This window comes from Diaphorobacter sp. (assembly GCF_050251835.1).
GTDB lineage: Bacteria > Pseudomonadota > Gammaproteobacteria > Burkholderiales > Burkholderiaceae_C > JBFXIE01.
This window is the reverse complement of record NZ_JBFWLZ010000044.1, coordinates 1-23817: the sequence shown is the minus strand read 5'-3', so window position 1 is coordinate 23817 and position 23817 is coordinate 1. Positions and strand designations below refer to the sequence as shown.

The 23817-nt window shown below is 66.3% G+C and carries 22 protein-coding genes; 7 read left to right on the top strand and 15 right to left on the bottom strand.

Annotated features, from left to right (window positions below; genetic code table 11):
* Positions 1-216 precede the first annotated feature (216 nt).
* The 4 genes from AB7E35_RS13085 to AB7E35_RS13070 all read right to left on the bottom strand — a co-directional run bounded on the left by AB7E35_RS13085 (position 217) and on the right by AB7E35_RS13070 (position 4842).
* Positions 217-2208 carry a methyl-accepting chemotaxis protein gene (locus AB7E35_RS13085; RefSeq protein ID WP_428162603.1) on the bottom strand — a complete coding sequence of 664 codons (1992 nt, stop codon included), beginning with the start codon at positions 2206-2208 and terminating at the stop codon, positions 217-219.
* Positions 2209-2418: 210 nt separating this feature from the next.
* The gene (gene metW / locus AB7E35_RS13080) at positions 2419-3003 is read right to left on the bottom strand and encodes a methionine biosynthesis protein MetW (RefSeq protein WP_428167692.1); all 585 of its coding nucleotides are present in this window, start codon (positions 3001-3003) and stop codon (positions 2419-2421) included.
* Positions 3000-4127 (bottom strand): homoserine O-succinyltransferase MetX, encoded by a 1128-nt coding sequence (gene metX / locus AB7E35_RS13075; RefSeq protein WP_428167691.1) that lies wholly within the window; start codon positions 4125-4127, stop codon positions 3000-3002. Before metX ends, metW begins: the two co-directional genes overlap by 4 nt.
* 136 nt (positions 4128-4263) lie before the next feature.
* Complete coding sequence (locus AB7E35_RS13070) at positions 4264-4842, bottom strand: TMEM165/GDT1 family protein (protein ID WP_428162606.1); 579 nt, start codon at positions 4840-4842, stop codon at positions 4264-4266.
* A gap of 496 nt (positions 4843-5338) precedes the next feature.
* Between AB7E35_RS13070 and AB7E35_RS13065 the strand changes: the two genes are divergently transcribed.
* Both AB7E35_RS13065 and AB7E35_RS13060 read left to right on the top strand, forming a co-directional pair.
* Positions 5339-5713: an RNA recognition motif domain-containing protein gene (locus AB7E35_RS13065; protein ID WP_428162607.1), complete on the top strand. Its 375-nt coding sequence runs from the start codon at positions 5339-5341 to the stop codon at positions 5711-5713.
* A 239-nt stretch (positions 5714-5952) separates the two neighbouring features.
* Positions 5953-6441 carry an RNA recognition motif domain-containing protein gene (locus AB7E35_RS13060; RefSeq protein WP_428162608.1) on the top strand — a complete coding sequence of 163 codons (489 nt, stop codon included), beginning with the start codon at positions 5953-5955 and terminating at the stop codon, positions 6439-6441.
* 88 nt (positions 6442-6529) lie between these two features.
* On the opposite strand, the gene AB7E35_RS13055 is transcribed toward AB7E35_RS13060, so the two are convergent.
* The 4 genes from AB7E35_RS13055 to AB7E35_RS13040 are packed head-to-tail and all read right to left on the bottom strand — an operon-like array spanning position 6530 to position 9559.
* Positions 6530-7357: an SDR family oxidoreductase gene (locus AB7E35_RS13055; RefSeq protein ID WP_428167690.1), complete on the bottom strand. Its 828-nt coding sequence runs from the start codon at positions 7355-7357 to the stop codon at positions 6530-6532.
* 11 nt (positions 7358-7368) lie between these two features.
* Entirely contained in the window at positions 7369-7989 is a 621-nt protein-coding gene (gene lptC / locus AB7E35_RS13050; RefSeq protein ID WP_428162610.1) for an LPS export ABC transporter periplasmic protein LptC, read from the bottom strand.
* Complete coding sequence (locus AB7E35_RS13045) at positions 7989-8558, bottom strand: KdsC family phosphatase (protein ID WP_428162611.1); 570 nt, start codon at positions 8556-8558, stop codon at positions 7989-7991. Before AB7E35_RS13045 ends, lptC begins: the two co-directional genes overlap by 1 nt.
* Positions 8558-9559, bottom strand: a complete 1002-nt coding sequence (locus tag AB7E35_RS13040; protein WP_428162612.1) for a KpsF/GutQ family sugar-phosphate isomerase — start codon at positions 9557-9559, stop codon at positions 8558-8560. Before AB7E35_RS13040 ends, AB7E35_RS13045 begins: the two co-directional genes overlap by 1 nt.
* 48 nt (positions 9560-9607) lie before the next feature.
* On the opposite strand from AB7E35_RS13040, the gene AB7E35_RS13035 reads away from it, so the two are divergent.
* Both AB7E35_RS13035 and AB7E35_RS13030 read left to right on the top strand, forming a co-directional pair.
* Positions 9608-11593: a monovalent cation:proton antiporter-2 (CPA2) family protein gene (locus AB7E35_RS13035; RefSeq protein WP_428167689.1), complete on the top strand. Its 1986-nt coding sequence runs from the start codon at positions 9608-9610 to the stop codon at positions 11591-11593.
* A 32-nt stretch (positions 11594-11625) separates the two neighbouring features.
* Positions 11626-12171, top strand: coding sequence for an adenine phosphoribosyltransferase (locus tag AB7E35_RS13030; protein ID WP_428162614.1), 546 nt, complete (start codon positions 11626-11628; stop codon positions 12169-12171).
* A gap of 54 nt (positions 12172-12225) precedes the next feature.
* Here the strand turns inward: AB7E35_RS13030 and AB7E35_RS13025 are convergent, their stop codons facing one another.
* The 7 genes from AB7E35_RS13025 to rpmH form a co-directional block, all read right to left on the bottom strand.
* The gene (locus AB7E35_RS13025) at positions 12226-13107 is read right to left on the bottom strand and encodes a hypothetical protein (protein WP_428162615.1); all 882 of its coding nucleotides are present in this window, start codon (positions 13105-13107) and stop codon (positions 12226-12228) included.
* A gap of 88 nt (positions 13108-13195) precedes the next feature.
* Positions 13196-13687 (bottom strand): Crp/Fnr family transcriptional regulator, encoded by a 492-nt coding sequence (locus AB7E35_RS13020; protein WP_428162616.1) that lies wholly within the window; start codon positions 13685-13687, stop codon positions 13196-13198.
* Positions 13688-13780: 93 nt separating this feature from the next.
* On the bottom strand, positions 13781-15181 hold the full coding sequence (gene mnmE / locus AB7E35_RS13015) for a tRNA uridine-5-carboxymethylaminomethyl(34) synthesis GTPase MnmE (RefSeq protein ID WP_428167688.1): 1401 nt from the start codon (positions 15179-15181) through the stop codon (positions 13781-13783).
* Between the two features lie 67 nt (positions 15182-15248).
* Positions 15249-16964 carry a membrane protein insertase YidC gene (yidC, locus tag AB7E35_RS13010; protein WP_428167687.1) on the bottom strand — a complete coding sequence of 572 codons (1716 nt, stop codon included), beginning with the start codon at positions 16962-16964 and terminating at the stop codon, positions 15249-15251.
* A complete protein-coding gene (gene yidD, locus AB7E35_RS13005) occupies positions 16961-17257 on the bottom strand; it encodes a membrane protein insertion efficiency factor YidD (protein ID WP_428162619.1) in 297 nt (98 codons plus the stop codon). Before yidD ends, yidC begins: the two co-directional genes overlap by 4 nt.
* Positions 17254-17745, bottom strand: a complete 492-nt coding sequence (locus AB7E35_RS13000) for a ribonuclease P protein component (RefSeq protein WP_428162620.1) — start codon at positions 17743-17745, stop codon at positions 17254-17256. Before AB7E35_RS13000 ends, yidD begins: the two co-directional genes overlap by 4 nt.
* A gap of 72 nt (positions 17746-17817) precedes the next feature.
* The gene (gene rpmH / locus AB7E35_RS12995) at positions 17818-17952 is read right to left on the bottom strand and encodes a 50S ribosomal protein L34 (protein ID WP_124223019.1); all 135 of its coding nucleotides are present in this window, start codon (positions 17950-17952) and stop codon (positions 17818-17820) included.
* A 298-nt stretch (positions 17953-18250) separates the two neighbouring features.
* On the opposite strand from rpmH, the gene dnaA reads away from it, so the two are divergent.
* The 3 genes from dnaA to gyrB all read left to right on the top strand — a co-directional run bounded on the left by dnaA (position 18251) and on the right by gyrB (position 23688).
* Positions 18251-19672 (top strand): chromosomal replication initiator protein DnaA, encoded by a 1422-nt coding sequence (dnaA, locus tag AB7E35_RS12990; protein ID WP_428162621.1) that lies wholly within the window; start codon positions 18251-18253, stop codon positions 19670-19672.
* 163 nt (positions 19673-19835) lie between these two features.
* Positions 19836-20942: a DNA polymerase III subunit beta gene (gene dnaN, locus AB7E35_RS12985; RefSeq protein ID WP_428162622.1), complete on the top strand. Its 1107-nt coding sequence runs from the start codon at positions 19836-19838 to the stop codon at positions 20940-20942.
* 115 nt (positions 20943-21057) lie between these two features.
* Positions 21058-23688, top strand: a complete 2631-nt coding sequence (gene gyrB, locus AB7E35_RS12980) for a DNA topoisomerase (ATP-hydrolyzing) subunit B (protein ID WP_428162623.1) — start codon at positions 21058-21060, stop codon at positions 23686-23688.
* Positions 23689-23817 lie beyond the last annotated feature (129 nt).

Below are 23817 nucleotides of genomic sequence, written 5' to 3'. Positions count from 1 at the left end.
GTCGTCCCACATGCGCCCCACGCGTTCGAGGGCAAGGGCAGCGTCCAGGGCAGTGGCGGGCAGGCGGTCGTTCATGGCAGAACCTCTGGCGAAGCGCATTAGGCGCAAAAATCGCAGGATACGCCAAGGCGCGGGCAGACCAGGCAACCCGCGGGGCGCTGGCGCCGCCGTGCCGCAGCCGCCCCCTGCGGCGACGCGCCCTGGCGCCCCAGGCGCTCAGGCCCGCGCCAGCGCCGGGGCGCGGGGGCTGGCCACCAGCGCAGGTGCGTCGTTCATGGCCGGCCCCAGTTTGAACACCTGCACAGCCCCGGCCAGACGGGCGGCCTGCTCGCGCAGGCTGTGGGCTGCGGCGGCCGACTCCTCGACCAGCGCGGCGTTTTGCTGCGTCATCTGGTCGAGCTGGCCCACGGCCTGGTTGACCTGGCTGATGCCGTCGGCCTGCTCCGACGCTGCGGCCGTGATGTCGCTGATGATGTCGCCCACGCGCCGCACGCTGCCCACGATGTCGCTCATGGTGCTGCCCGCGTCCTGCACCAGGCGCGCGCCCGCCTCCACCTTTTCCACCGATTCGTGGATCAGCTGCTTGATCTCCCTGGCGGCTCCCGCGCTGCGCTGCGCGAGGCTGCGCACCTCGCCCGCCACCACGGCAAAGCCGCGGCCCTGCTCGCCGGCACGGGCGGCCTCGACGGCGGCGTTCAGCGCCAATATGTTGGTCTGAAAGGCAATGCCGTCGATCACGCCGATGATGTCGGCGATCTTGCGCGAGCTTTGGTTGATCTCGCCCATGGTGCCCACCACCTCGCCCACCACCTGCCCGCCGCGGGCGGCCACCTGGGCGGCAGAGGCGGCCAGCTGGTTGGCCTGGCGCGCGGCATCGGCCGACTGCTGCACCGTCGCGGTGAGGTGCTCCATGCTTTGCGCCGTCTGCGCCAGGCTGCTGGCGGTGGCCTCGGTGCGGGCCGACAAGTCCTGGTTGCCGCTGGCGATCTCGGCGCTGGCGGTGTCGATGCTTTCCACGGCGGTGCGCACCTGCTGCAGCATCTGCACGTAACGGCGGCGCATGCCCTCTACCTCTTGCACCAGCGCGCCGATCTCGTCGCGCCGCGTGGTCTCGAAGCTGCGCGTCAGGTCGCCCTGGGCCACCAGCGTGATGGCCTGGGTCAGCCCCGTCAGCGGCTGGCTCACGCCGCGGCGCAGCATCACGAACAGGCCCGCGCCCAGCAGGGCCAGTGCCAGGGCCATCAGGCCCCAGACGGCCCAGGTGATGTGGCGCTGGCCCGCCATGGCCTCAAGGTCGGGCACTTCGGCCACCACCCACCAGCCGCCCTGGGTCTTGCGCAGCAGCGCCCAGGGGTCTTGCGCGTCGGCAAAGTACACCGGCTGGGCATTGCGCACAAAGCCGTCCGGCGCGCCAGCCAGTGCCTCGAAGAACGCGCGCGACTGCGGGAAGGACTCCAGCACCGCCTTGCCCTGCGCCGTGGGGTGGAACACAAAGCGCGCCTGCTCCAGCCCGGCGCCCGGGTTGATCACGTACACGCCGCCATGCTCGAAAAAGCGCGTCTGCTCCACCTGCTTTTGCAGCATGGACTGGAAGATGCTGATGTCATTGCCGATGAACAGCAGCGCCACTACCTTGCCGGCGTTGTCCTTGACCGGCAGGTAATGCCCCATGTAGGGCTTGCCATCCACCACGGTGATGCCCGTGTGGGGCTGGCCGCGGGCAACGTCGGCATAGGCGGGGTCGGCGCGGTCCAGCAAGCTGCCTTGCTGGCGGCGGCCCTGCGCGTCCTTGACCGAGGTGGTGATGCGCACGAAGTCATCGCCCTTGCGCGCGAACACGGTGGCCACGCCGCCCGTTTCTTGCGCAAACTTGTCCACCCCGCTGTAGTCCTCGTTGACCAGACCGCCGAAGCTGCGCAGCTCGCCCGTGTCTTCATTGAGCTGCATGGTGGGTTCAAAGTAGCGCCGAAAACCCCGCATAGTGGCCTGAGCCAGCTCGCGGTTGGTGTTGTCGGCCGCGTCCAGCGACTGGGCCACGGCCAGGGTTGTGTTGCCAATGCTGTGCACCAGCTGCGCGCGCGTGCTGCGTTCGGTCACAACGGCCAGGGCCAGGCCCACGCCCACCAGCACCAGTGCCACCAGGCCCAGTGCGGCCAGCGTGACCTTGCGGGCAACGCCGTGGGCGTTGGCAATCGAAATGGGGGTCATGCATGTCTCCAGAAAAAGCGAAGCCGGGTGGCTCCCGGTCTGTCTGGAAGACTAAGGCAGGCGTGCCGTTACATTCAATAACGATATCCCTTACGCGGTGACACGTACCGTGCCGCACTCTTAAAACAGAATGGATCGCAAGAGCTTGCCCAGAAAGCGTGGGCAGCTATCAATAACGTAGCAATCACCCACGCCGCCGCAGGCATGACTTCAGTCGTGCTCGAAGCGAAACACCGCCGTGCCCGCGCGCGCGTTGGGCAGCCAGCGCACCTCGCGTCCGTCCTGCAGGCCAAAGGCATCCAGGATGCGCAGGTTGTTCTTGCGTGCCAGCACATCAAAGTCTTTGTAGGTGCCCACGCGGATGTTGGGCGTGTCATACCACTGGTAGGGCAGCCGCCGCGTGACCGGCATGCGCCCGCGCAGCACCGACAGGCGGTTGGGCCAGTGCGCGAAGTTGGGGAAGGCGACGATGCCGCTTTGGCCCACGCGCGCGGTCTCGCGCAGCATGACCTCGGCGTTGCGCAGGTGTTGCAGCGTGTCGATCTGCAGCACCACGTCGAAGCTGTTGTCGCCAAACATGGCCAGCCCCTCGTCCAGGTTGAGCTGGATCACGTTGACCCCGCGGCGCACGCAGGCCAGCACGTTGTCGTCGGCGATCTCGATGCCGTAGCCGCTGCAGCCCTTGTTGCGCTGCAGGTAGTCCAGCATCGCGCCGTCGCCGCAGCCCAGGTCGAGCACGCGCGCGCCCTCGGGCACCAGGCGCGCAATGGCTTGCAAGGTGGCCAGATCGCTCATGCCAGCTCCTTGAAAATGCTATCGAAGTAAGAGCGCATCACGCTCATGTAGCGGGGGTCATCCAGCAAAAAAGCATCATGCCCGTGGGGTGCGTCGATCTCGGCGTAACTCAGGTCGCGGCGGTTTTCCAGCAGCGCGTGCACGATCTCGCGGCTGCGCTGGGGCGAAAAGCGCCAGTCGGTGGTGAAGCTCACCAGCAAAAACCGGGCGCGCGCCACGGCCAGCGCCTGGGCCAGGTTGCCGCCGTGCGCGCGCGCTGGGTCGAAGTAGTCCAGCGCGCGGGTGATCAGCAGGTAGGTGTTGGCGTCGAAGTATTCGCTGAACTTGTCGCCCTGGTAGCGCAGGTAGCTCTCGATCTGGAACTCGATGTCTTGCGTGCTGTATTTCAGCTCCAGCCCTTCCCTGAGCTGGCGGCCGAACTTTTCGTTCATCACGTCGTCGCTCAGGTATGTGATGTGGCCGATCATGCGTGCGATGCGCAGCCCGCGCTTGGGAATCACGCCGTGGCGGTAGAAGTGCCCGCCATGAAAGTCCGGGTCGGTCACGATGGCGCGGCGCGCCACTTCATTGAAGGCAATGTTCTCGGCCGTCAGGTTGGGCGCGCTGGCCACCACCACGGCATGGCGCACGCGATCGGGGTATTGCAGCGTCCACGATAGCGCCTGCATGCCGCCCAGGCTGCCGCCCAGCACGGCAGCCAGTTGCGTGATGCCCAGCCGGTCCAGCAAAAGCGCCTGGGCGTTGACCCAGTCTTCCACCGTCACCACGGGGAAGTCCGCTCCATACACCTCGCCCGTGTCCGGGTGCAGGTGCATGGGGCCGGTGGAGCCAAAGCACGAGCCCAGGTTGTTGACGCCGATGACGAAGAACTGATTGGTATCCACCGGCTTGCCCGGGCCGATCATGTTGTCCCACCAGCCCTCGCTTTTGGGCTGGCCTTCGTACACACCCGCCACGTGGTGCGAGGCGTTGAGCGCGTGGCACACCAGCACGGCGTTGGTGCGGTCGGCGTTGAGCTGGCCGTAGGTCTCGTAGGCCAGGGTGTAGTCGCGGATCGAGGCGCCCGACTGCAGCGGCAGGGCCTCGGCGAAATGCATGGATAGCGGTGTGGCGATGAACGACATGAAAAAACCCGGCTTCGCTAAAAACGAGGCCGGGTGCGTTGCGTGCCGGGGGTGGCAGGCGTGTCGATCGGTCACGTCTTTAGCTGGACTTGTAAAGCGCCCGCAAGCGGTGCAAATCGGCGCGTTGAGCGTGCGATTATGCCAAAGGCGTCATTTGCGGTGCAAACAGCGCCAGCAGGCCCAGCACCAGGAAAATCAGGGCCGACACCAGGTGCACCACGCGGATCGGCACCTTCTTGACCAGGCGATCCCCCAGCCAGACCACCGGCGCGTTGGCCAGCATCATGCCCAGCGTAGTGCCGGCCACCACCCACAGGTAGGCGCTGTACTGCGCCGCCAGCATCACCGTGGCCACCTGCGTCTTGTCGCCCATCTCGGCCAGAAAGAAAGCCACCACCGTGGTGCCGAACACGCCAAAGCGTGGCGCCGTGGCCTCGCCGTCGTCGTCCAGCTTGTCGGGAATCAGCATCCACACCGCCATGGCGATGAAAGACAGCCCCAGCACCCAGCGCAGCACCTGCGGCCCCAGTACGGTGGTCACCCATGTGCCCAGGGCACCCGCCAGCGCATGGTTGGCCAGCGTAGCCACCAGAATGCCCAGCACAATGGGCCAGGGCTTGCGAAAGCGCGCTGCAAGCACCAGCGACAGCAGCTGGGTTTTGTCGCCCATTTCGGCCAGGGTGACGATGGAGGTGGAGACGAGGAAGGCTTCCATGATGTGGTCGATCGCAAAAAATTCGGCCGGAAGGTTTCGGACAGCATTGACCGCACCCCGACTCCGGCCAGATGGATCGGTGCGCAGTCAATGGTCTCGCCCAGCCCGCCGTTGCGGCGGGCCTCATGCACCATGGCGCCCGCGGGCCCCAAGTCTGTTGATGCATGCCTCCTCTCGCGCCCACCCGGCCTCAAGGCATCGGGCGCACGCGGGGCAGGCTACTCCCCATGGACGGCGGCGATTCTATCCGCCGCCCGTTGCGTCAGGGGCTGAGAACGCTCCTGAAAAAATACCTCCGCAAATACCCTGAAAAGTGTTGCTGGCGCGCACCTGAGGCGGTTGCGCGCAGCAGGGATCGTTGATAATGCCCGAGCTTTTTTGTTGAACAGGAAAGCGGGTTGCGGTGTTTGGTCAGTTTCGCGTCTTTGAAGTCATCACAGGTTTGTTGATTGCGTCGGGCTCCATCGCATGTCATGTTTTTTCTAGGAGTCCGATCATGGGCAACAAACTTTACGTGGGCAATCTGCCTTATTCCTTCCGCGACCAAGATCTGGAGCAGACCTTCGGCCAATTCGGCGCCGTGCAAAGCGCCAAGGTCATGATGGAGCGCGACACCGGCCGCTCCAAGGGTTTTGGTTTCGTCGAAATGGGCAGCGACGCTGAAGCCCAGGCCGCCATCCAGGGCGTGCACGGTCAAAACTTCGGCGGCCGTGACTTGGTGGTCAACGAGGCTCGTCCCATGGAGCCCCGTCCCCCGCGCAGCGGCGGCGGTGGTTACGGCGGCGGCGGTGGCGGCTACGGTGGTGGCCGCAGCGGTGGTGGTTATGGCGGCGGTGGCGGCGGCTACGGCGGTGGCCGTTCCAGCTACTGATCTGCACAGTGAAAAAAGGGCCTTCTAGGCCCTTTTTCTTTGGACGCAAATGGTCATAAGGCCAGAGGAAATCCCTTGCATTTTCATGGGCGTTGTGGCCCATAATGTTTTGGCGGGATTTTTCTTCCTGTCGATGTTGCGGTGATCCGTCGGTTTTCGCGCATAGGGCGTCTTTGTGATTAACTGGCTGCGGTTTCGGGACTCCGTTGCTCAATCCATTTGTTTTTAGGAGTCCCTTGATGGGCAGCAAACTGTATGTCGGCAACCTGCCGTATTCGGTGCGTGACAGCGATCTCGAACAAGCCTTCAGCCAGTTTGGCGCGGTCGTCAGCGCCAAGGTGATGATGGAGCGCGAAACAGGCCGTTCCAAGGGCTTCGGTTTCGTGGAAATGGGCAGTGATGCCGAAGCACAACAAGCCATCAACGGCATGAACGGACAGTCGCTGGGCGGCCGCAGTGTCGTCGTCAACGAAGCCCGTCCCATGGAGTCGCGCCCCCCGCGTAGTGGCGGGTATGGCGGCGGCGGTGGTGGCGGCTACGGTGGAGGCGGCGGTGGTGGTTACGGGGGCGGCGGCGGTGGCTACGGTGGAGGCCGCAATGCGGGCGGTGGAGGTGGCGGTCGCGGGGAAGGCGGCTTTCGCAGCCCCTATGGCTCCGGCCCGCGCGGCGGTGGTGGTGGCGGCGGTGGTCGTGGCGGCTACGGCGGCGATCGCAACGGCGGCTATTGATACCCTCAGCGTTGCCGCGCAGGTTCTGCCTGCCAATCCACAAAAAGGCTCTTGGAAGGAGCCTTTTTTTGTTGTCCGTCCCGCCCGTTCAGGACTGGCTGTCCTGCCCCTGCCGGTGCTTGCGCGGGCGGCCCTGCAGCAGGCGGTCAAACCATGCATTGGGCAGCGTCCGCAGCAGTCCGGCCGCCACGCCCATCTGCCAGGGGATCACGCGGTAGCTGGCCCCCGATGCGATGACCTGGAATGCGCGCTCGGCAAAGTCTTCGGGGCGCATCAAAAAAGGCATCGGGTAGCGGTTTTGCCGTGTGAGCGGCGTGTCCACATAGCCCGGGCAGATCGTGACCACCCGCACCCCGCTGCCGCGCAGCTCGCCGCGCAGGCTCTCGCAGTAGCTGATGACCGCAGCCTTGCTGGCGCAGTAGGCGCCATGCCCGGGCAAGCCGCGGATGCCCGCCACACTGCCCATGCCCACCAGCCGCCCGCTGCCGCGCTGCACCATGGCGTTGATGAAGGGGTGAAAGGTGGCGGCCATGCCGAGGTTGTTGGTGGCGTAGATGCGCGCCATGACGTCAAGGTCTGCGCGCTCGGCCGTGTCCACGCCGATGCTGATGCCCGCATTGGCGATCACCACGTCGGGCAGGCCCTGGCGGCTCATGCAGGCCTGGCCTGCGGCAATGATGCTGTCGGTGTCGGCTACGTCTGCACTATATATTTGATAGCTGTCAGCGCTTATTTTGCGTGCGCTAGCCCATGATTTGACTTCATCAACCCGTCGCGCCACCAGTGCCAGCCGCCAGCCGGCGCGGTGGTAACGCCAGGCCAGCGCCAGCCCTATGCCGCTGGATGCGCCGGTGATGAAAACAAGGGGGAGGTCAAGCGGCGCCTGTGTATCCGGTGGGTGCAGGTGATTCGGCACGGCCTGCGACTTCAGCGGCGCGCCGGCGCCGGCATCAGTGTGCCGCGCACGCGACCGCGCAGGTTCATGACCTGATCCAGGTTGTCGTAATCCATCTGGTCGGCCGTGAAGGTGTCGGCGCCGCGCCTGAGCGTGACGGGCTGGCTGGAGCGCACGCGTTCTTCGTTCACCCAGGCATGCAGGAACTCGCCGCGCAACTCCAGTCGTGGCAGAGGCTGGCCTTGCGTGCGCGCCACGGGTTCGCGGATGACGACGGCATTGCCAAAAAGCTGCACTTCGGTGCCGTCGGCATTGCTGATCGCGCGGTTGGCGGTGGCAGTGGTGACGCGCCCCTGCGCATTCACCGAGCGCATGCGCGCCTGGTCGATCTCCAGGGTGTCGGTGTCGGCAAAGTGCTGCACCAGCGCGCCCCTGATCTCGCTTTGCAGGCGCCCGGTGGCGTCAAAACTTTTGACGGCAAAGTCGCGCATGAAGTAGTCGGGCTCGTGGCCGACGATGCGCTCTTGCACCGGCTGCTGGGGCTTGGGCGCATTGCGCACCAGCCACCAGGTGCCCAGCGCCAGCAAACCCATGAGCACCACGGGCAGGTAGATGGTGAGGCGCTCCCACGCCTGTTGAAGGGATCGGTTCATCAGGCGTGCTTTGCCAGCAGGCTGGCATAGCGCCCGCTGGCCACCAGCAGCAGGTCGCAAAACTCCCGCGCCGCACCAGCGCCGCCGGGCGCGGCGGTGACATGGTGCGCGATGGCACGGGCTTCGATATGCCCCTGGGCGGGCGCGCAGGCCAAGGCGGCGCGCCGCATCACGGCCAGGTCGGGCCAGTCGTCGCCCATAGCGGCGGCCTGCTGCCAGTCCAGGCCCAGCTCGGCCAGGATGGCCTCGGCCGCGGGGCGTTTGTCTTCGGTGCCAAAGCGCGCATGCGCCACGCCCAGGGCCTGCAGGCGCAGGCGCAGCGCGGGCGAGTCGCGGCCGGTGATGACGGCGGGCGTGATGCCGGCCTGCTGCAGCAGTTTGATGCCGTGGCCGTCCAGGGTGTTGAAGCGCTTGAGCGTTTCGCCGTGCTCCGAGAAGTACAGGCCGCCGTCGGTCAGCACGCCGTCCACGTCGAAGAACGCCACGCGCACGTCCTGCGCGCGCAGCAGCAGTGCGGGGTCGAACTGCTGCGCGGGCTGCAGCGGGGGCAAGTCGGTATGGGCCGTCATCAGATCACCTTGGCACGCATCAGGTCGCCGATATGCACCACGCCCACCAGCAGGCCCTGCGCGTCGGTGACCAGCACGCTGGTGATGGCATGGCGCTCCATGGCCTGGGCGGCGTCGGCGGCCAGGGCATCGGCCGCGATGGTGCGTGGCTGGGCGTGCATCAGGTCCTGGGCGCGCATGCCGCGCAGGTCTGCGCCGGCCTCGATGCGCCGGCGCAGGTCGCCGTCGGTGAAGATGCCCACGGGCCGGCCAGCTTCGTCCACCACGGCGGCGGCGCCCACGCCCTTGGCGCTCATCTCGCGCATCAGCGTGCTGAAGTCGGCCTGCGGCGGCACGCGCGGCACCTGGTCGCCGGTGCGCATCACGTCGCGCACATGGGTCAGCAGCTTGCGGCCCAGCGCGCCGCCGGGGTGCGAGCGCGCAAAGTCCTCGGGCCGAAAGCCCCGCGCATCCAGCAGGGCCACGGCCAGAGCGTCGCCCATGGCCAGTTGCGTCGTGGTGCTGGTGGTGGGCGCCAGGTTCAGCGGGCAGGCTTCGCGTTGCACGCTGCAGTCCAGCACCAGATCGGCATAGCGCGCCAGCGTGGACTGCAGGCCGCCGGTCATGGCAATCAGGGGCACGCCCTGGCGCTTGAGCATGGGCAGCAGCACGGTGATTTCGCTGCTCTCGCCGCTGTTGGACAGGGCCAGCAGCAGATCGACGCCGGTCACCATGCCCAGGTCGCCGTGGCTGGCCTCGGCCGGGTGCACAAAGAAAGACGGCGTGCCGGTGGAGGCCAGCGTGGCGGCGATCTTGCGCCCCACATGGCCGCTCTTGCCCATGCCCATGACGACCACGCGGCCCGGCGTGGCCAGGATGCGCTGCACGGCCTGCACGAAACTGTCGCCCAGCCGTGCGGCCATGTGCTGCAGCGCTTCGGCCTCAATGTGGACGGTCTCGCGGCCCAGGCGCAGGGCCTGCTCGGCATCGAAAGGCGAGGTGGGAGCGAAAGCGTGGGGCATCGCAAGATTCTATCGGCCGCCCCGGCTGCCGCTGGGCTACGATGAAACATGTCCTCGCTTGCATTGACTTTGCTGTATCTGCTGGCCGCGGTGCTGGGCGTGGTGGCCTGCCGCAGCCTGCGGCTGCCGCCCATGATGGGCTACCTGGCCGCGGGCATCCTCATCGGCCCGCATGCGCTGGCGCTCACGCAAAACTCCGAAGCCGTGCGCCATCTGGGCGAATTCGGCGTGGTGTTTCTCATGTTCACCATCGGGCTGGAGTTCAACCTGCCCAAGCTGCGGGCCATGCGCCGCCATGTGTTCGGGCTGGGGCTGCTGCAGGTGATGGCGTGCATGGCGGCCTTCACCGTCGGGCTGCTGGTGCTGGCGCGGCTGATGGGCGGTGTCTGGGACATGGGCTGGCAGACGGCGCTGGCACTGGGCGGCACGCTGGCCATGAGCAGCACGGCGATTGTGGTCAAGCTGATGGCCGAGCGCGGCGAGCTGGAGACCGAGCACGGCCGGCGCGTGCTGGGCATTTTGCTGTTTCAGGACCTGGCGGTGGTGCCCCTGCTGGTGCTGGTGCCCGCGCTGGGCTCGTCGCCCGACCGGCTTTTGACCGCCCTGGGCCTGGCGCTGCTCAAGGCAGCGTTGCTGGTGGGCCTGCTGCTGTCGGGCGGGCAGCGCGTGATGCGCTGGTGGCTCACCCAGGTGGCGCGGCGCAAGAGCGACGAGCTGTTCATGCTCAACCTGCTGCTGGTCACGCTGGGGCTGGCCTGGCTGACCGAGCTGGCCGGGCTGAGTCTGGCGCTGGGCGCCTTCATTGCCGGCGTGCTGGTGTCCGAGACCGAATACCGCCACCAGGTGGGCACGGACATCCGCCCGTTCCACGACGTGCTGCTGGGGCTGTTCTTCATCACCGTGGGCATGATGCTGGACTGGCACATCCTGCTGGATCACTGGGCCCTGGTGCTGGTGCTGCTGGCGGTGCCGTTGTTGGTCAAGACCGTCATCATCGTCGCACTGGCGCATGGCCTGGGGGCTACGGCCGGGGTGTCGCTGCGCACGGCGCTGTATGTGGCGCAGGCGGGCGAGTTCGGCTTCGTGCTGCTGGCGCTGATGCAGACCCACGGCCTGCTGCAGCCCGCGCTGATGAACCCGGTGCTGGTGGCCATGGTGCTGTCCATGCTGGCCACGCCGTTCTTGATTCAGTACAGCAACCGCATCGTCATGAAGCTGGTGGCCAGCGACTGGTTGCAGCAGTCGCTGCAGGTGACCAGCATTGCGCGGCAAGCCATCAACACCAGCGGCCATGTGCTGATCTGCGGCTACGGCCGTTGCGGTCAGAACCTGGCGCGCATGCTCGAGCGCGAGGGCATCCCCTACATGGCGCTGGACCTGGACCCCGACCGGGTGCGCCAGGCCGCTGCCGCAGGAGACTCGGTGGTGTTTGGCGACGCCACGCGGGTGCAGGCGCTCAAGGCCGCGGGCCTGGTGCGGGCTGCCGCAGTGGCTGTCACCTACCTGGACACGCCGGCCGCTCTCAAGGTGCTGGCCCACGCGCGTGCGCAGGCGCCCCATGTGCCGGTGGTGGTGCGCACGCAGGATGACCTGCACCTGGACAAGCTGCTGGCCGCCGGCGCCACCGAGGTCGTGCCCGAGGCCATCGAGGGCTCGCTGATGCTGGCCGGCCATGCCCTGGCCCTGGTGGGCGTGCCCATGCGCCGCGTGCTGCGTCTGGTGCAAGACCAGCGCGAAGCGCGCTACGGCCTGCTGCGCGGCTACTTTCATGGTGCCGACGACGACACGGTGGCCGAGCGCGACCAGCAGCGCCTGTACTCCATCACCCTGCCCCCGGGCGCCGCCGCGGTGGGCGACAGCCCCTCTGATCAGCCCCTGCGCGCCATGGGCGTGCGGCTGGTCAACGTGCGCCGCGCCAGCGGCCACCGGGGCGCCGCCGACGATGCCGCCGTGCTGGCAGAGGGCGACACCCTGGTGCTTTGCGGCCACCCCGCAGCGCTCAGCCTGGCCGAAGAGAAACTGCTGCGCGGCTGATTACACTGGCTGCTCACGACAGACCACCGCCTATGCCCAGCCTCAGCGTCACCGACTATCTGCGTCAGCACATCCGCACCGTGCCCGACTGGCCGGCCCCGGGCGTGCAGTTTCGCGACATCACTCCCCTGCTGCAAAACCCGAAGGTGTTTCGCGTCCTGATCGACGCCTTCGTGCATCGCTACATGGATGGCGCCCTGCGCCCCGATGTGGTGGCGGGGCTGGACGCGCGCGGCTTCATCATCGGCGCCGTGGTGGCGTATGAGCTCAATGTCGGCTTCGTGCCTATCCGCAAAAAGGGCAAGCTGCCCTTCACCACCATTGAGGAAACCTACGAGCTGGAATACGGCAGCGCCACGGTACAGCTGCACGCCGACGCCGTCCAGCCGGGAGACCGCGTGCTGCTCATCGACGACCTGATAGCCACTGGCGGCACCATGATGGCGGGCAAGAAGCTGCTCGAAAAGCTGGGCGCCCGCGTTCTGGAGGGTGCCGCCATCGTTGACTTGCCCCAGCTGGGTGGCTCGGCACGCCTGCGCGCCAGCGGCCTGCAACTGTTCACGCTGATGGATTTTTGACGTCCAACGGCGGCGGTCTGATCGCCAGGCCAGGCCGCCGCCGACCATCCAGGGTCAGCGCAGTTCGCCGTACTGCGTGGTGCTCAGGTCGGGGGCGGGTGAGTTCTGGCCGGGGATCACCGTATCCTCGAAGCCGTGCATCAAGGGGTTTCGTGTGAGCAGCGGGCCGCTGCGCGTGGCAACCCCGGGTGCGAGTGGCGCAGCCGCTGACTGGGCTGCAGCGCCAGCCAGGGCTTCCTTGAAGGCGGCCACCTCGTCGGCCTCGATGGGCTCGAAACGTGGCGTGGGGCGCGGCGCCGGAGCCGGCGGCAGCAGGGGCGCAGGGCGCGACACCGGATCGCCCAGGCGGGCGGCCAGGGGCCGGGGTGCAGCGGCAATATGTGCCGGCGCGGTTGTAGGCGCCGAGGCTGGCGCCCGCGGTGGCTGCGTGTGCTGCGGCGCGGCCGCCGATGACATGGGACGCGCGTGCGCGGCGCTTGCAATCTGGTCGTTGGTGCGCCAGTACACGGCCTGCACCAGTATGTCGTGGCGCGACTTGGCTGCCTGGGTGATCAGGGCCTCGATCTCGGCCAGGCGCGCGATGTCGTTGGCGTATTCGGGGGCCAGATCCATCATCACCAGAAACTGCGCGCCCCGCTGATCCAGAGAAAGCACCTTGAATTTGTAGCCTGCCGACAGCACGCCGGCGCGCACCATCGCATCGCGCACCACGGTGTACAGCAGCTCGCGCCGCTCCATGCGCTCATTCTTGCGCTCGGTCTCCTGGTCGCGCGTCGTTGGCTGATGGGCAAGGGGCTTACTGTTGCGTGCCTGTGGCGCAGGCGCAGGCGCAGGCGCAGCGCTGCCTGCATGCGGGCGCGCAGGGGTACCGGGGGCCCGGCGCGGCGCCTGCGCCCGGGGTTTGAATGTGTGAGTGAACCAGCTGAACAACGACATGCGATGCTTTCACGCAAGAGTGCAAAATTGACGCGCAGCTTACTGCACACGCCAGTCACCTAGGTGACACTGCCCGGCGTACTGGCGATCAGGTTGCTGCGACGCGCCGGCGGCGGTTGCCCAGGCGCTTGGCCAGCACCGCGCCAGCGGCCATGGTCAGCTGCAGCGCCACCGTCGGCTGGCGGTTGGATAGCTCGGCAAAGCGCAGTGCCGGCAGCGCCCACAGCTTGCTGTGCACACCGGCCTGCACCGTGGCGCTGCGGGGACGGTGGGAAAAAAACGCACCCTCGCCCAACACCGAGCCCGGTGCCACCATCGCCATGCGCAGCCGCTGCTTTTCGTCCTCGTAGTGCACGGTCATGCTGCCGCTTTCCAGCAGGTACAGGGTGCGGTCCACCGTGCCTTGGGCAAACAGCACCTGCCCGGCCGCCAAATTGACGGGCAGCAGGTAGGCAGACAGCAGATCCCACTGCTGCGGCGTGAGCAGGTTGTTCATGCTGTCGTCGGCGGTGGCCTGCGTGATGGCCTGGATCAACCCCGTCAGATCGGCCTGGGCGGAAGGATTGGGAATGGCATTCATGGCCTGCCAAGGTAACCCGCGCCCGGGTTGCGCACAAGCGTGCATTACCACTTCTTACACCTGACCTCCCTTTCGATGGGCGGCGGCCAGGCGTTACTTGCCGATGCAAAAGCTTGAAAAAATCACGCCCAGCAGGTCGTCTGCACCAAACTCGCCGGTGATGGTGTTGAGCGCGTTCTGCGCCAGGCGCAGCTCCTCAGCCAGCAGATCCAGCGCGGGGCCGTCGCTGCTCAGTTGCGCAGCAGCCTGTACCAGGTGTTCGTCCACGGCGCGCAGCGCCGCGATGTGGCGGGCGCGGGCGATGTAAACCCCCTCGGCAGCGGGTTGCCAGCCCGCCAGCGTCAGCAGCCGGCGGCGCAGCGCGTCCAGCCCTTCGCCGGTGCGTGCGGACAGGCGTAGCGCGTCGGGGGCAGCGAAGGGGCCCGATCCAACGGCCGGCGAGGCGGCGTCAGCCTTGTTCCACACATCGAGCACGGGCACGCCCTGGGGCAGCTTGTGCGCCAAAGTGCGTGCGATGTCCGCGTCCGCGGCGATGTAGTCGAAGGCATCGGCACGCGTCAGGTCGTGCAGAAACAGCACTGCGTCGGCCCCAGCGATCTCGTCCCAGGCGCGGGTGATGCCAATGCGCTCGACCTCGTCGCAGCTGTCGCGCAGGCCGGCGGTGTCGATCACATGCAGCGGCACGCCCTCGATCTGGATGGTCTGCTGCACCTTGTCGCGCGTGGTGCCGGCAATGGGGGTGACGATGGCCAGCTCTGCGCCCGCCAGGGCGTTGAGCAGCGAGCTCTTGCCCGCGTTGGGCTGGCCCGCGATCACCACCTTGATGCCCTCGCGCAGCAGCGCGCCCTGGCTGGCCCGCTGCATCACGCGGGTCAGCGATTGCTGCAAGTTTGATAGCTGTCCGCGCGCGTCTGCCTTGCGCAGGAAGTCGATTTCTTCCTCAGGAAAGTCCAGCGTGGCCTCCACCAGCATGCGCAGGTGCACCAGCGCGTCGCGCAGGCTGTGCACTTCCTGCGAGAACGCGCCCGACAGCGAGCGGCCGGCGCTGCGTGCGGCCGCGGAGGTGGAGGCGTCGATCAGATCGGCAATGGCCTCGGCCTGGGCCAGGTCGATCTTGTCGTTGAGAAAGGCGCGCCGGGTGAACTCGCCGGGCTCTGCCAGGCGCAGGCGCGGCAGCGCGCCGTGCGCCGCCTCCAGGCAGCGCGCCAGCAGCAGCTGCAGCACCACGGGGCCGCCGTGGGCTTGCAGCTCCAGCACATCCTCGCCGGTGTAGCTGTGCGGCGCAGGAAAGAACAGCGCCAAGCCCTGGTCGATGGCCTGCCCGCTGGCATCGGGAAACGGCAGGTAGTGCGCGTGGCGCGCCTGCAGATCGCGCCCCAGCAGGCTGCGCACGAAGGGCGCCAGCCCCTGGCCCGAGATGCGCACGATGCCCACGGCCCCGCGCCCGGGGGCGGTGGCGATGGCGGCGATCGGGTCGTTGTGGGCAGTGTTCATGGTGGGATGGCCGTGGTGGCAGAAAACACAACGGCCACTTGCGTGGCCGTTGCGGGGATGGGGCGCCTTACTTGAACTTGGGCAGATTGAACTGCGGCGGCACCCCCATGCGGGTGTTGATGATCCACTGCTGAGCGATCGACAAAATGTTGTTCGTCAGCCAGTACAGCACCAGGCCGGCCGGGAAGAAGAAGAACATCACGCTGAACATCAGCGGCATGATCCACATCAGCTTGGCCTGCATCGGGTCGGGCGGCGCGGGGTTGAGGGCGGTCTGCAGCAGCGAGCTGGCCGTCATCAGCAGCGGCAGGATGAAGTACGGGTCGGGCGAGGACAGGTCGCGAATCCAGCCGATCCAGGGCGCGTTGCGCATCTCCACGCTCGACAGCAGCACCCAGTACAGCGCGATGAACACGGGGATCTGCACCATGATGGGCAGGCAGCCGCCCATGGGGTTGACCTTTTCCTCGCGGTAGATGCGCATCATCTCCTGCTGCATCTGCTGCGGCTTGTCCTTCAGGCGCTCGCGCAATTCCGTGATGCGCGGGTTGATGGCCTTCATCTTGGCCATGCTGGCGTAAGCCTTGGCGTTGAGCCAGTAGAACGCAAGCTTCAGCAAAAAGACCAGCGCCACGATGGACCAGCCCCAGTTGGCGATCACCTTGTGCAGTTGATCCAGCAGCCAGTACAGCGGCTTGGCCAGGATGGTGAGCCAACCGTAGTCCTTGACGAGTTCGAGGCCTGGGGCGAGTTTTTCCAGCTGCGTCTCGATCTGCGGGCCGGCAAACAGTTGTGCGTCCACGGCCTTGGACTGGCCGGGGGCGATCTCGCCCAGCGGCGTGATCATGCCCACCGAGTACAGGTTGGTGTCCACCTTGCGCATGAACAGGTCGCGCTGCGCGCCGTCGGCCAGCAGCCAGGCGCTGGCAAAGTAATGCTGCACCATGGCCACGTAGCCGTTGGTGGAGGTCTTTTCGATGTCGATCTTGCCTTTTTCGATGTCCGAGAACTCCACCTTCTGGTACTTCTTGGCGTCGGTATAGACCGCCGGGCCGGTGAAGGTGGAATAGAACATCGACTCGCCCGAGGGCTTGTTGCCGTCGCGCACCAGCTGCAGGTACAGCTGGGGCGACAGTGGCGTCGTGCCGGTGTTGACCACCTCGTGGCGTGCGCTCAGGTCATAGGCGCCGCGCTTGAGCGTCCAGGTCTTGACCAGTTTCACGCCGCCCAGGTCGGGCGACTCGAAGCGCACCTGCAGGCTGTCCTCGCCGTCCTTGAGCTCACGCGGGCCGGGCAGCAAGCGCATGGCGGTCTTGTGTGTGGGGAAGGGGCCGCCGATCAGGCCGGTCTGCGCCACATACACGCGGCTGACACTCTCGTCGAACAGCAGGAAGGGCTTGGACTTGTCCTCCATCTCGGGGTATTGCAGCAGCTCGCCGCGCACCAGAGAGCCGCCTTCGGTGTCGAAGACCAGGCGCAGCACATCGGTGGTTACCGTCACGCGCTCGCGGGCAACGGCGGCTGGCTGCGCAGGCACGCCCGTTGGCGGCTGGGGTGCCACACCCGGAACCCCCGCAACCGGCACGCCAGGCGCTGTGCTGACGGCTGTCGGCACACTGGACGCGCTCGCAGAAGGCGCCACGGCGGGGCTGCTGGCCGTCTGTGCGGGCGGCGTGGGGAAGAAGGTGGCCTGTTTGCCGTTGTGGATCTGCCACTTGTCCCATAGCAAAACTATGGAAAAGCCAAAAATCACCCACAGGATGGTGCGGCGGATGTCGTTCATGAAGTCTTCTTAGAGGAGGAAGATGGAGGGTCGTCGGAAGGCACCAGCCGCGAGAAAAGGCGCATGCCTCGCGGCAGCTCTTGTGGCACGGGGTCGAGACCGCCGTCGCACCAGGGATGGCAACGCGCCAGGCGTCGTGCCGTCAAATAGCTGCCCGCCGCGGCGCCGTGCCGATCCAGCGCCTGCAGAGAGTACACCGAGCAGGTGGGCTCAAAACGACAGCTTGAGCCGAGCCAGGGGCTTAGCAGCAGCCGGTAGCCGCGCACCAGGCCCATGAGCAGTGTGCGCATCATGGCGTGGCACCTCGTGGCGTGCGGGCTGCAGGACTGGCCGGGGGGCTGCGTCGTTCGGCAGCGGAAAAAAGCTGCTCCAGCTCGGCGCGCACGGCCTGTTTGAGAGCCTCGGAGGTGGCGCTCACGAAGTGCTTGCGGTCAAAGCTGGCACGCAGCCGCACCACGTGCGCCGCGTGCGGCATCCGTGGCTCGAAGCGGCTGGCCACGGCGTAGATCTGGCGTTTGATGGTGTTGCGCGTGACGGCGCGGCGCGCCCAGCGCTTGGGCACCATGGCGCCCAGCCAGACATCAGTGCAGCCCTGCGCCACGGCAAACAGGGCAAGCGGCGTATCCGCCTGGGGCTGCAAGCCAGGCCCTGGCGGTGGGGGCAATGTGGACGCATCACCAGAGGGCAAGCCCAACCGGTGCAATGCGAAATGTGCCGTGCGGGAGACAGTGCCCCCGGCCATGGCGGCCTGGAACTGAGAGCGGGTTTTCAGCCGATGCATGCAGACAGCTACCCGGTGCAAACGCTGGCGGCGCAGACCCTGTTCGGTGGCCGGGCGCCGAGCTGCACGGCCTTAGACGGCCAGGCGCTTGCGGCCCTTGGCGCGGCGGGCCTTGATCACGGCGCGGCCGCCGCGCGTCTTCATGCGCACCAGAAAACCGTGGGTGCGGGCGCGGCGGGTCTTGGAGGGCTGGTAAGTACGTTTCATGTTCTCGATCCTTGAAGGGTTCAGTTACAGGCACAGCTTCGATCGGCAGCGCCCGCCAGGTCGGCCACCCGCAGCGCTGCATGCGCTGGGTCAATAAAGTAAGCGGCCGCCCGGGTTAGATCACCCTGAACGCATTCAGGGAAAGCCCGCGATTATTACAGGCTTGGCCCGCGCTGGCAATGACCCTGGCGTGCAAATGTCGTCGAGGAGTGCCGCGGCCGTTTGTGGATAACTCCTTGACAAGCTAGAATCCGCGGCCTCGCACTGTTCCTCCTATCCACAACTAGAACCATCCGCAATGCACGAGGGACTCCCTTCTTTCAGCCACGAGGCTGACAACGCCAACGCCGGCCAGGGCTTATGGCGGGCCTGCGCCGAGCAACTGGCTCAGGATCTCCCTGAGCAGCAATTCAACACCTGGATCAAGCCCCTGGCGGCGCAGGTCGCGCCCGATTTTTCCAAGGTCACTCTGTTGGTGGCCAACCGCTTCAAACTCGACTGGATTCGCACCCAGTATGCCGGGCGCATCTCGGCGTTGCTAGAGGCTCTTTATGGCCAGCCGGTCGCGCTCGAGTTAGCGCTCGCTCAGAGGGAATCGGTTGTCAGGACTTACGTTCGTCCCCAGCCGGCAAGCGCCCAGCCGCCTGCCGAAGCCGCTTCGCCAGCCGCCGCGGTCGAAGCTGTGCCAGCGGGCGCTTTTCGCACGCGGCTCAACCCTGCCCTGACGTTCGAGACGCTGGTGGAGGGCACGGCGAATCGCATGGCACGCTCGGCCGCAATGCATGTGGCAGGCTCGCCCGGCCACCTGTACAACCCGCTTTTCATCTATGGGGGCGTGGGTCTGGGCAAGACCCACCTGGTGCATGCGGTGGGCAACAAGCTGCTGCAAGACCGCCCTGACGCCAAGGTTCTCTACATCCACGCCGAGCAGTTCGTCTCGGATGTGGTCAAGTCCTATCAGCGGCGCACCTTTGACGATTTCAAGGAGCGCTATCACTCGCTCGATCTGCTGCTGATCGACGATGTGCAGTTCTTCGCCAACAAGGATCGCACGCAAGAGGAGTTCTTCAACGCCTTCGAGGCGCTGCTGGCCAAAAAAAGCCACATCGTGATGACGTCGGACACCTACCCCAAGGGTCTGGCCAACATCCACGAGCGGCTGGTGTCGCGCTTCGACTCGGGCCTGACGGTGGCGATCGAGCCGCCCGAGTTGGAGATGCGCGTGGCCATCCTGATCAACAAGGCGCGCGCCGAGGGCTCGGAGATGCCCGAAGAAGTGGCTTTCTTCGTCGCCAAGAACGTGCGCTCCAACGTGCGCGAGCTGGAGGGCGCGCTGCGCAAAATTCTGGCCTACAGCCGCTTCAACCAGAAGGAAGTCTCCATCCAGCTGGCGCGCGAGGCGCTGCGTGACCTGCTCAGCATCCAGAACCGGCAGATCAGCGTGGAAAACATCCAGAAAACCGTGGCTGACTTCTACAAGATCAAGGTCGCGGACATGTACAGCAAGAAGCGCCCGGCCAGCATTGCCCGCCCGCGCCAGATTGCCATGTACCTGGCCAAGGAGCTGACGCAAAAGAGCCTGCCCGAGATCGGCGAGCTGTTTGGCGGGCGCGACCACACCACGGTGCTGCACGCGGTGCGCAAGATCGGCGCCGAGCGCCAGACCAACACCGAGCTGAACCAGCAACTGCATGTGCTGGAGCAGACGCTCAAGGGGTGATGGCCCGGTGAAGCTTTCATGAGTCACGCGTGGACCGAAAACCCCGCCGCCGCGCTGAAGCCCGCCCGTTCACGGGCAAAATGGCGCGTTGGACGGCCCGGGAGGGGGCATTGCCCGTGCCGCCGTCTGCGCACCCACACCACAATCACCAAAGGTTGACGACATGATTGTCCTGAAGGCAACACAAGACAAGGTACTCGCCATTCTGCAATCCGTGTCCGGCATCGTCGAGCGCCGGCATACCCTGCCCATTTTGGCCAATGTTCTGATCCGCAAGACAGGCAATGCGCTGCAGCTGACCACCAGCGACCTGGAGATCCAGATCCGCACCACGGCCGAGCTGGGCGGCGACACGGGCGACTTCACCACCACGGTGGGCGCGCGCAAGCTCATCGACATCCTCAAGACCATGCCCGCCGACCAGACGGTGAGCCTGGAGTCCAGCCAGGCCAGGCTGATCCTCAAGGGTGGCAAGAGCCGCTTCACGCTGCAAACTCTGCCGGCTGAGGACTTTCCGCTGGTGCAAGAGGCTGCCAGCTTCGGCCCCTCCTTCAGCGTGCCGCAAAAGGTGCTCAAGGGCCTGATGGGCCAGGTGAGCTTTGCCATGGCGGTGCAGGACATCCGCTACTACCTCAACGGCATTTTGTTCGTGGCCGAGGGCAAGCAGCTGTCGCTGGTGGCCACCGACGGCCACCGCCTGGCGTTCACCAGCGCCACGCTGGATGTGGAAGTGCCCAAGCAGGAGGTGATCCTGCCGCGCAAGACCGTGCTGGAGCTGCAGCGCCTGCTGTCCGATGCCGACGGCGCCATCGAGATGCAGTTTGCCAACAACCAGGCCAGGTTCAGCTTTGGCGGCATGGAGTTCGTCACCAAGCTGGTGGAGGGCAAGTTCCCCGACTACAACCGCGTCATTCCGCGCAACCACCACAACAGCGTCACCCTGGGCCGCGCGCCGCTGCTGGCCAGCCTGCAGCGCACGGCCATCATGACCAGCGACAAGTTCAAGGGCGTGCGCCTGAACATCGAGCCCGGCACCCTGCGCGTGGCCAGCAACAACGCCGAGCAGGAAGAAGCCATGGACGAGCTGGACATCGACTACGGCGGCGACGCCATCGAGATCGGCTTCAACGTCACCTACCTCATCGACGCGCTGGCCAACATGGGCCAGGACATGGTCAAGATCGACCTGGCCGACGGCAACAGCTCTGCGCTGCTGACCATTCCCGACAACGAATACTTCAAGTATGTCGTGATGCCCATGCGCATCTAAATACTATTGTTTTTATAGCTGCCAGCGCTTGATTTATAAGGGCTGGTGGCACTTTTGAACCCATAAAGCCATCGGCACGCCGTGCCGATGCGCCCGGACCGAAGGCAGCCCTTTCATGACCGCAGAGCAATCGCAGCCCGCCCCCGAGCAGCCCACCGACCAGCCTATCTCCGCGCCCGCCGTGCAGCCCGCCGCATCGGCCGCCGGCAGCGAAGGCTACGGCGAAGGCGCCATCCAGATCCTGGAGGGCCTGGAGGCGGTGCGCAAGCGCCCGGGCATGTACATCGGCGACACGAGTGACGGCACGGGCCTGCACCACCTGGTCTTCGAGGTGGTGGACAACTCCATCGACGAAGCCCTGGCCGGTCACTGCGACGACATCGTCGTCACCATCCACACCGACAACTCCATCAGTGTGGTGGACAACGGCCGCGGCATTCCCACCGGCGTGAAGATGGATGACAAGCACGAGCCCAAGCGCTCGGCCGCCGAGATCGCGCTGACCGAGCTGCACGCCGGCGGCAAGTTCAACCAGAACAGCTACAAGGTCTCGGGCGGCCTGCACGGCGTGGGCGTGTCGTGCGTGAACGCGCTGTCCAAAAAGCTGCGCCTGACGGTGCGCCGCGACGGGCAGACACACCAGCTGGAGTTTTCCAAGGGCGTGGTGCAAAACCGCCTCATCGAAGTGGTGGACGGCTTCGAGGTCTCACCCATGAAGGTGCTGGGCCCCACGGAAAAGCGCGGCACCGAAGTGCGCTTTCTGCCCGACACCGACATCTTCAAAGAAAACTTTGACTTCCACTACGAGATCCTGGCCAAGCGCCTGCGCGAACTCTCGTTTTTGAACAACGGTGTGCGCATCCGGCTGATCGACGAGCGCACGGGCAAGGAAGACGACTTCTCGGGCGCGGGCGGCGTCAAGGGCTTTGTCGAGTTCATCAACGGCACCAAGAAAGTGCTGCACCCCACCACGTTCTATGCCAGCGGCAGCCGGCCGGCCGAAAGCTACGGCGGCATTCCCGGCACCGAGATCGGCGTGGAAGTCGCCATGCAGTGGAACGACGGCTACAACGAGCAAGTCCTCTGCTTTACCAACAACATCCCGCAGCGTGACGGCGGCACCCACCTCACGGGCCTGCGTGCGGCGATGACGCGCGTGATCGGCAAGTACATCGAGCAAAACGAACTGGCCAAGAAGGCCAAGGTCGAGGTCAGCGGCGACGACATGCGCGAAGGCCTGTGCTGCGTGCTCTCCGTCAAGGTGCCCGAGCCCAAGTTCAGCAGCCAGACCAAGGACAAGCTGGTCAGCTCCGAGGTGCGCGCCCCGGTCGAAGACATCGTCGCCAAGACGCTGACCGACTTTCTGGAAGAAAAGCCCCAGGACGCCAAGATCCTGTGCGGCAAGATCATCGAAGCCGCCCGCGCCCGCGAGGCCGCGCGCAAGGCGCGCGAGATGACGCGCCGCAAGGGCGTGCTCGACGGCATGGGCCTGCCTGGCAAGCTGGCCGACTGCCAGGAAAAAGACCCTGCGCTGTGCGAGATCTACATCGTCGAGGGTGACTCCGCCGGCGGCAGCGCCAAGCAGGGGCGCGACCGCAAGTTCCAGGCCATCCTGCCGCTGCGCGGCAAGATCCTGAACGTGGAAAAAGCGCGCTACGAGAAGCTGCTGTCCAGCCAGGAAATCATCACCCTGATCACCGCCCTGGGCACCGGCATCGGCAAGGCCAGCGAGGACGACTTCAGCGGCAAGGGCAAAAGCGGCGCCGACGACTTCGACGTGGCCAAGCTGCGCTACCACCGCATCATCATCATGACCGACGCGGACGTGGACGGCGCCCACATCCGCACGCTGCTGCTGACCTTCTTCTACCGCCAGATGCCCGAGCTGGTGGAGCGCGGCCACATCTACATTGCCCAGCCGCCGCTGTACAAGGTCAAGAACGGCAAGGAAGAGCTGTACCTGAAGGATGCGCCCGCGCTGGACAGCTTCTTGCTGCGCGTGGCCCTGAACCACGCCAGCATCACCACCGGCGGCGAGCAGCCCCGCACACTGGCCGGCGACGAGCTGGCCAGCCTGGCGCGCACGCACCAGCATGCCGAGCAGGTCATCGCCCGCCTGTCCGCCTTCATGGACGCCGAGGCGCTGCGCGCCGTGGCCGATGGCGTGGTCTTCAACCTGGACACCCTGCAGGACGCGCAGGCCAGCGCCGTGCAACTGCAGGCCAAACTGCGCGAGCTCAATGCCAACGGCGTGCCCGCCGATGTGGCGGGCGAGATCGACCCGCGCACCGACAAACCCATTTTGCGCATCAGCCGCCACCACCACGGCAACATCCGCAGCAGCCTGATCACCCAGGACTTTGTGGCCGGTGACGACTACGCCGCCCTGGCCGAGGCCGCCGAGAGCTTCCGCGGCCTGATGGGCGAGGGCGCCAAGGCCATGCGCGGCGAAGGCGACAAGGCCAAGGAAGAAAAAGTGAGCGACTTCCGCCAGGCCATGCAATGGCTGATCAGCGAGGCCGAACGCACCACCAGCCGCCAGCGCTACAAGGGCCTGGGCGAAATGAACCCCGAGCAGCTGTGGGAAACCACCATGGACCCCGAAGTGCGCCGCCTGCTGCGCGTGCAGATCGACGACGCCATCGAGGCCGACCGCGTGTTCACCATGCTGATGGGCGACGAGGTCGAGCCGCGCCGCGACTTCATCGAGACCAACGCGCTGCGCGCCGGCAACATCGACGTGTAGGCTTGCCCGGGCCATGCCCACCCTCAGCCAGCAGCGCACGCACAAATACATTGCCGCCCGCCAGCAGCACCCCGCCTGGGTTTTGCTGGCATCGCGTCGGGCGCCGCTGGTGCTCAGTTGCCTGGATGC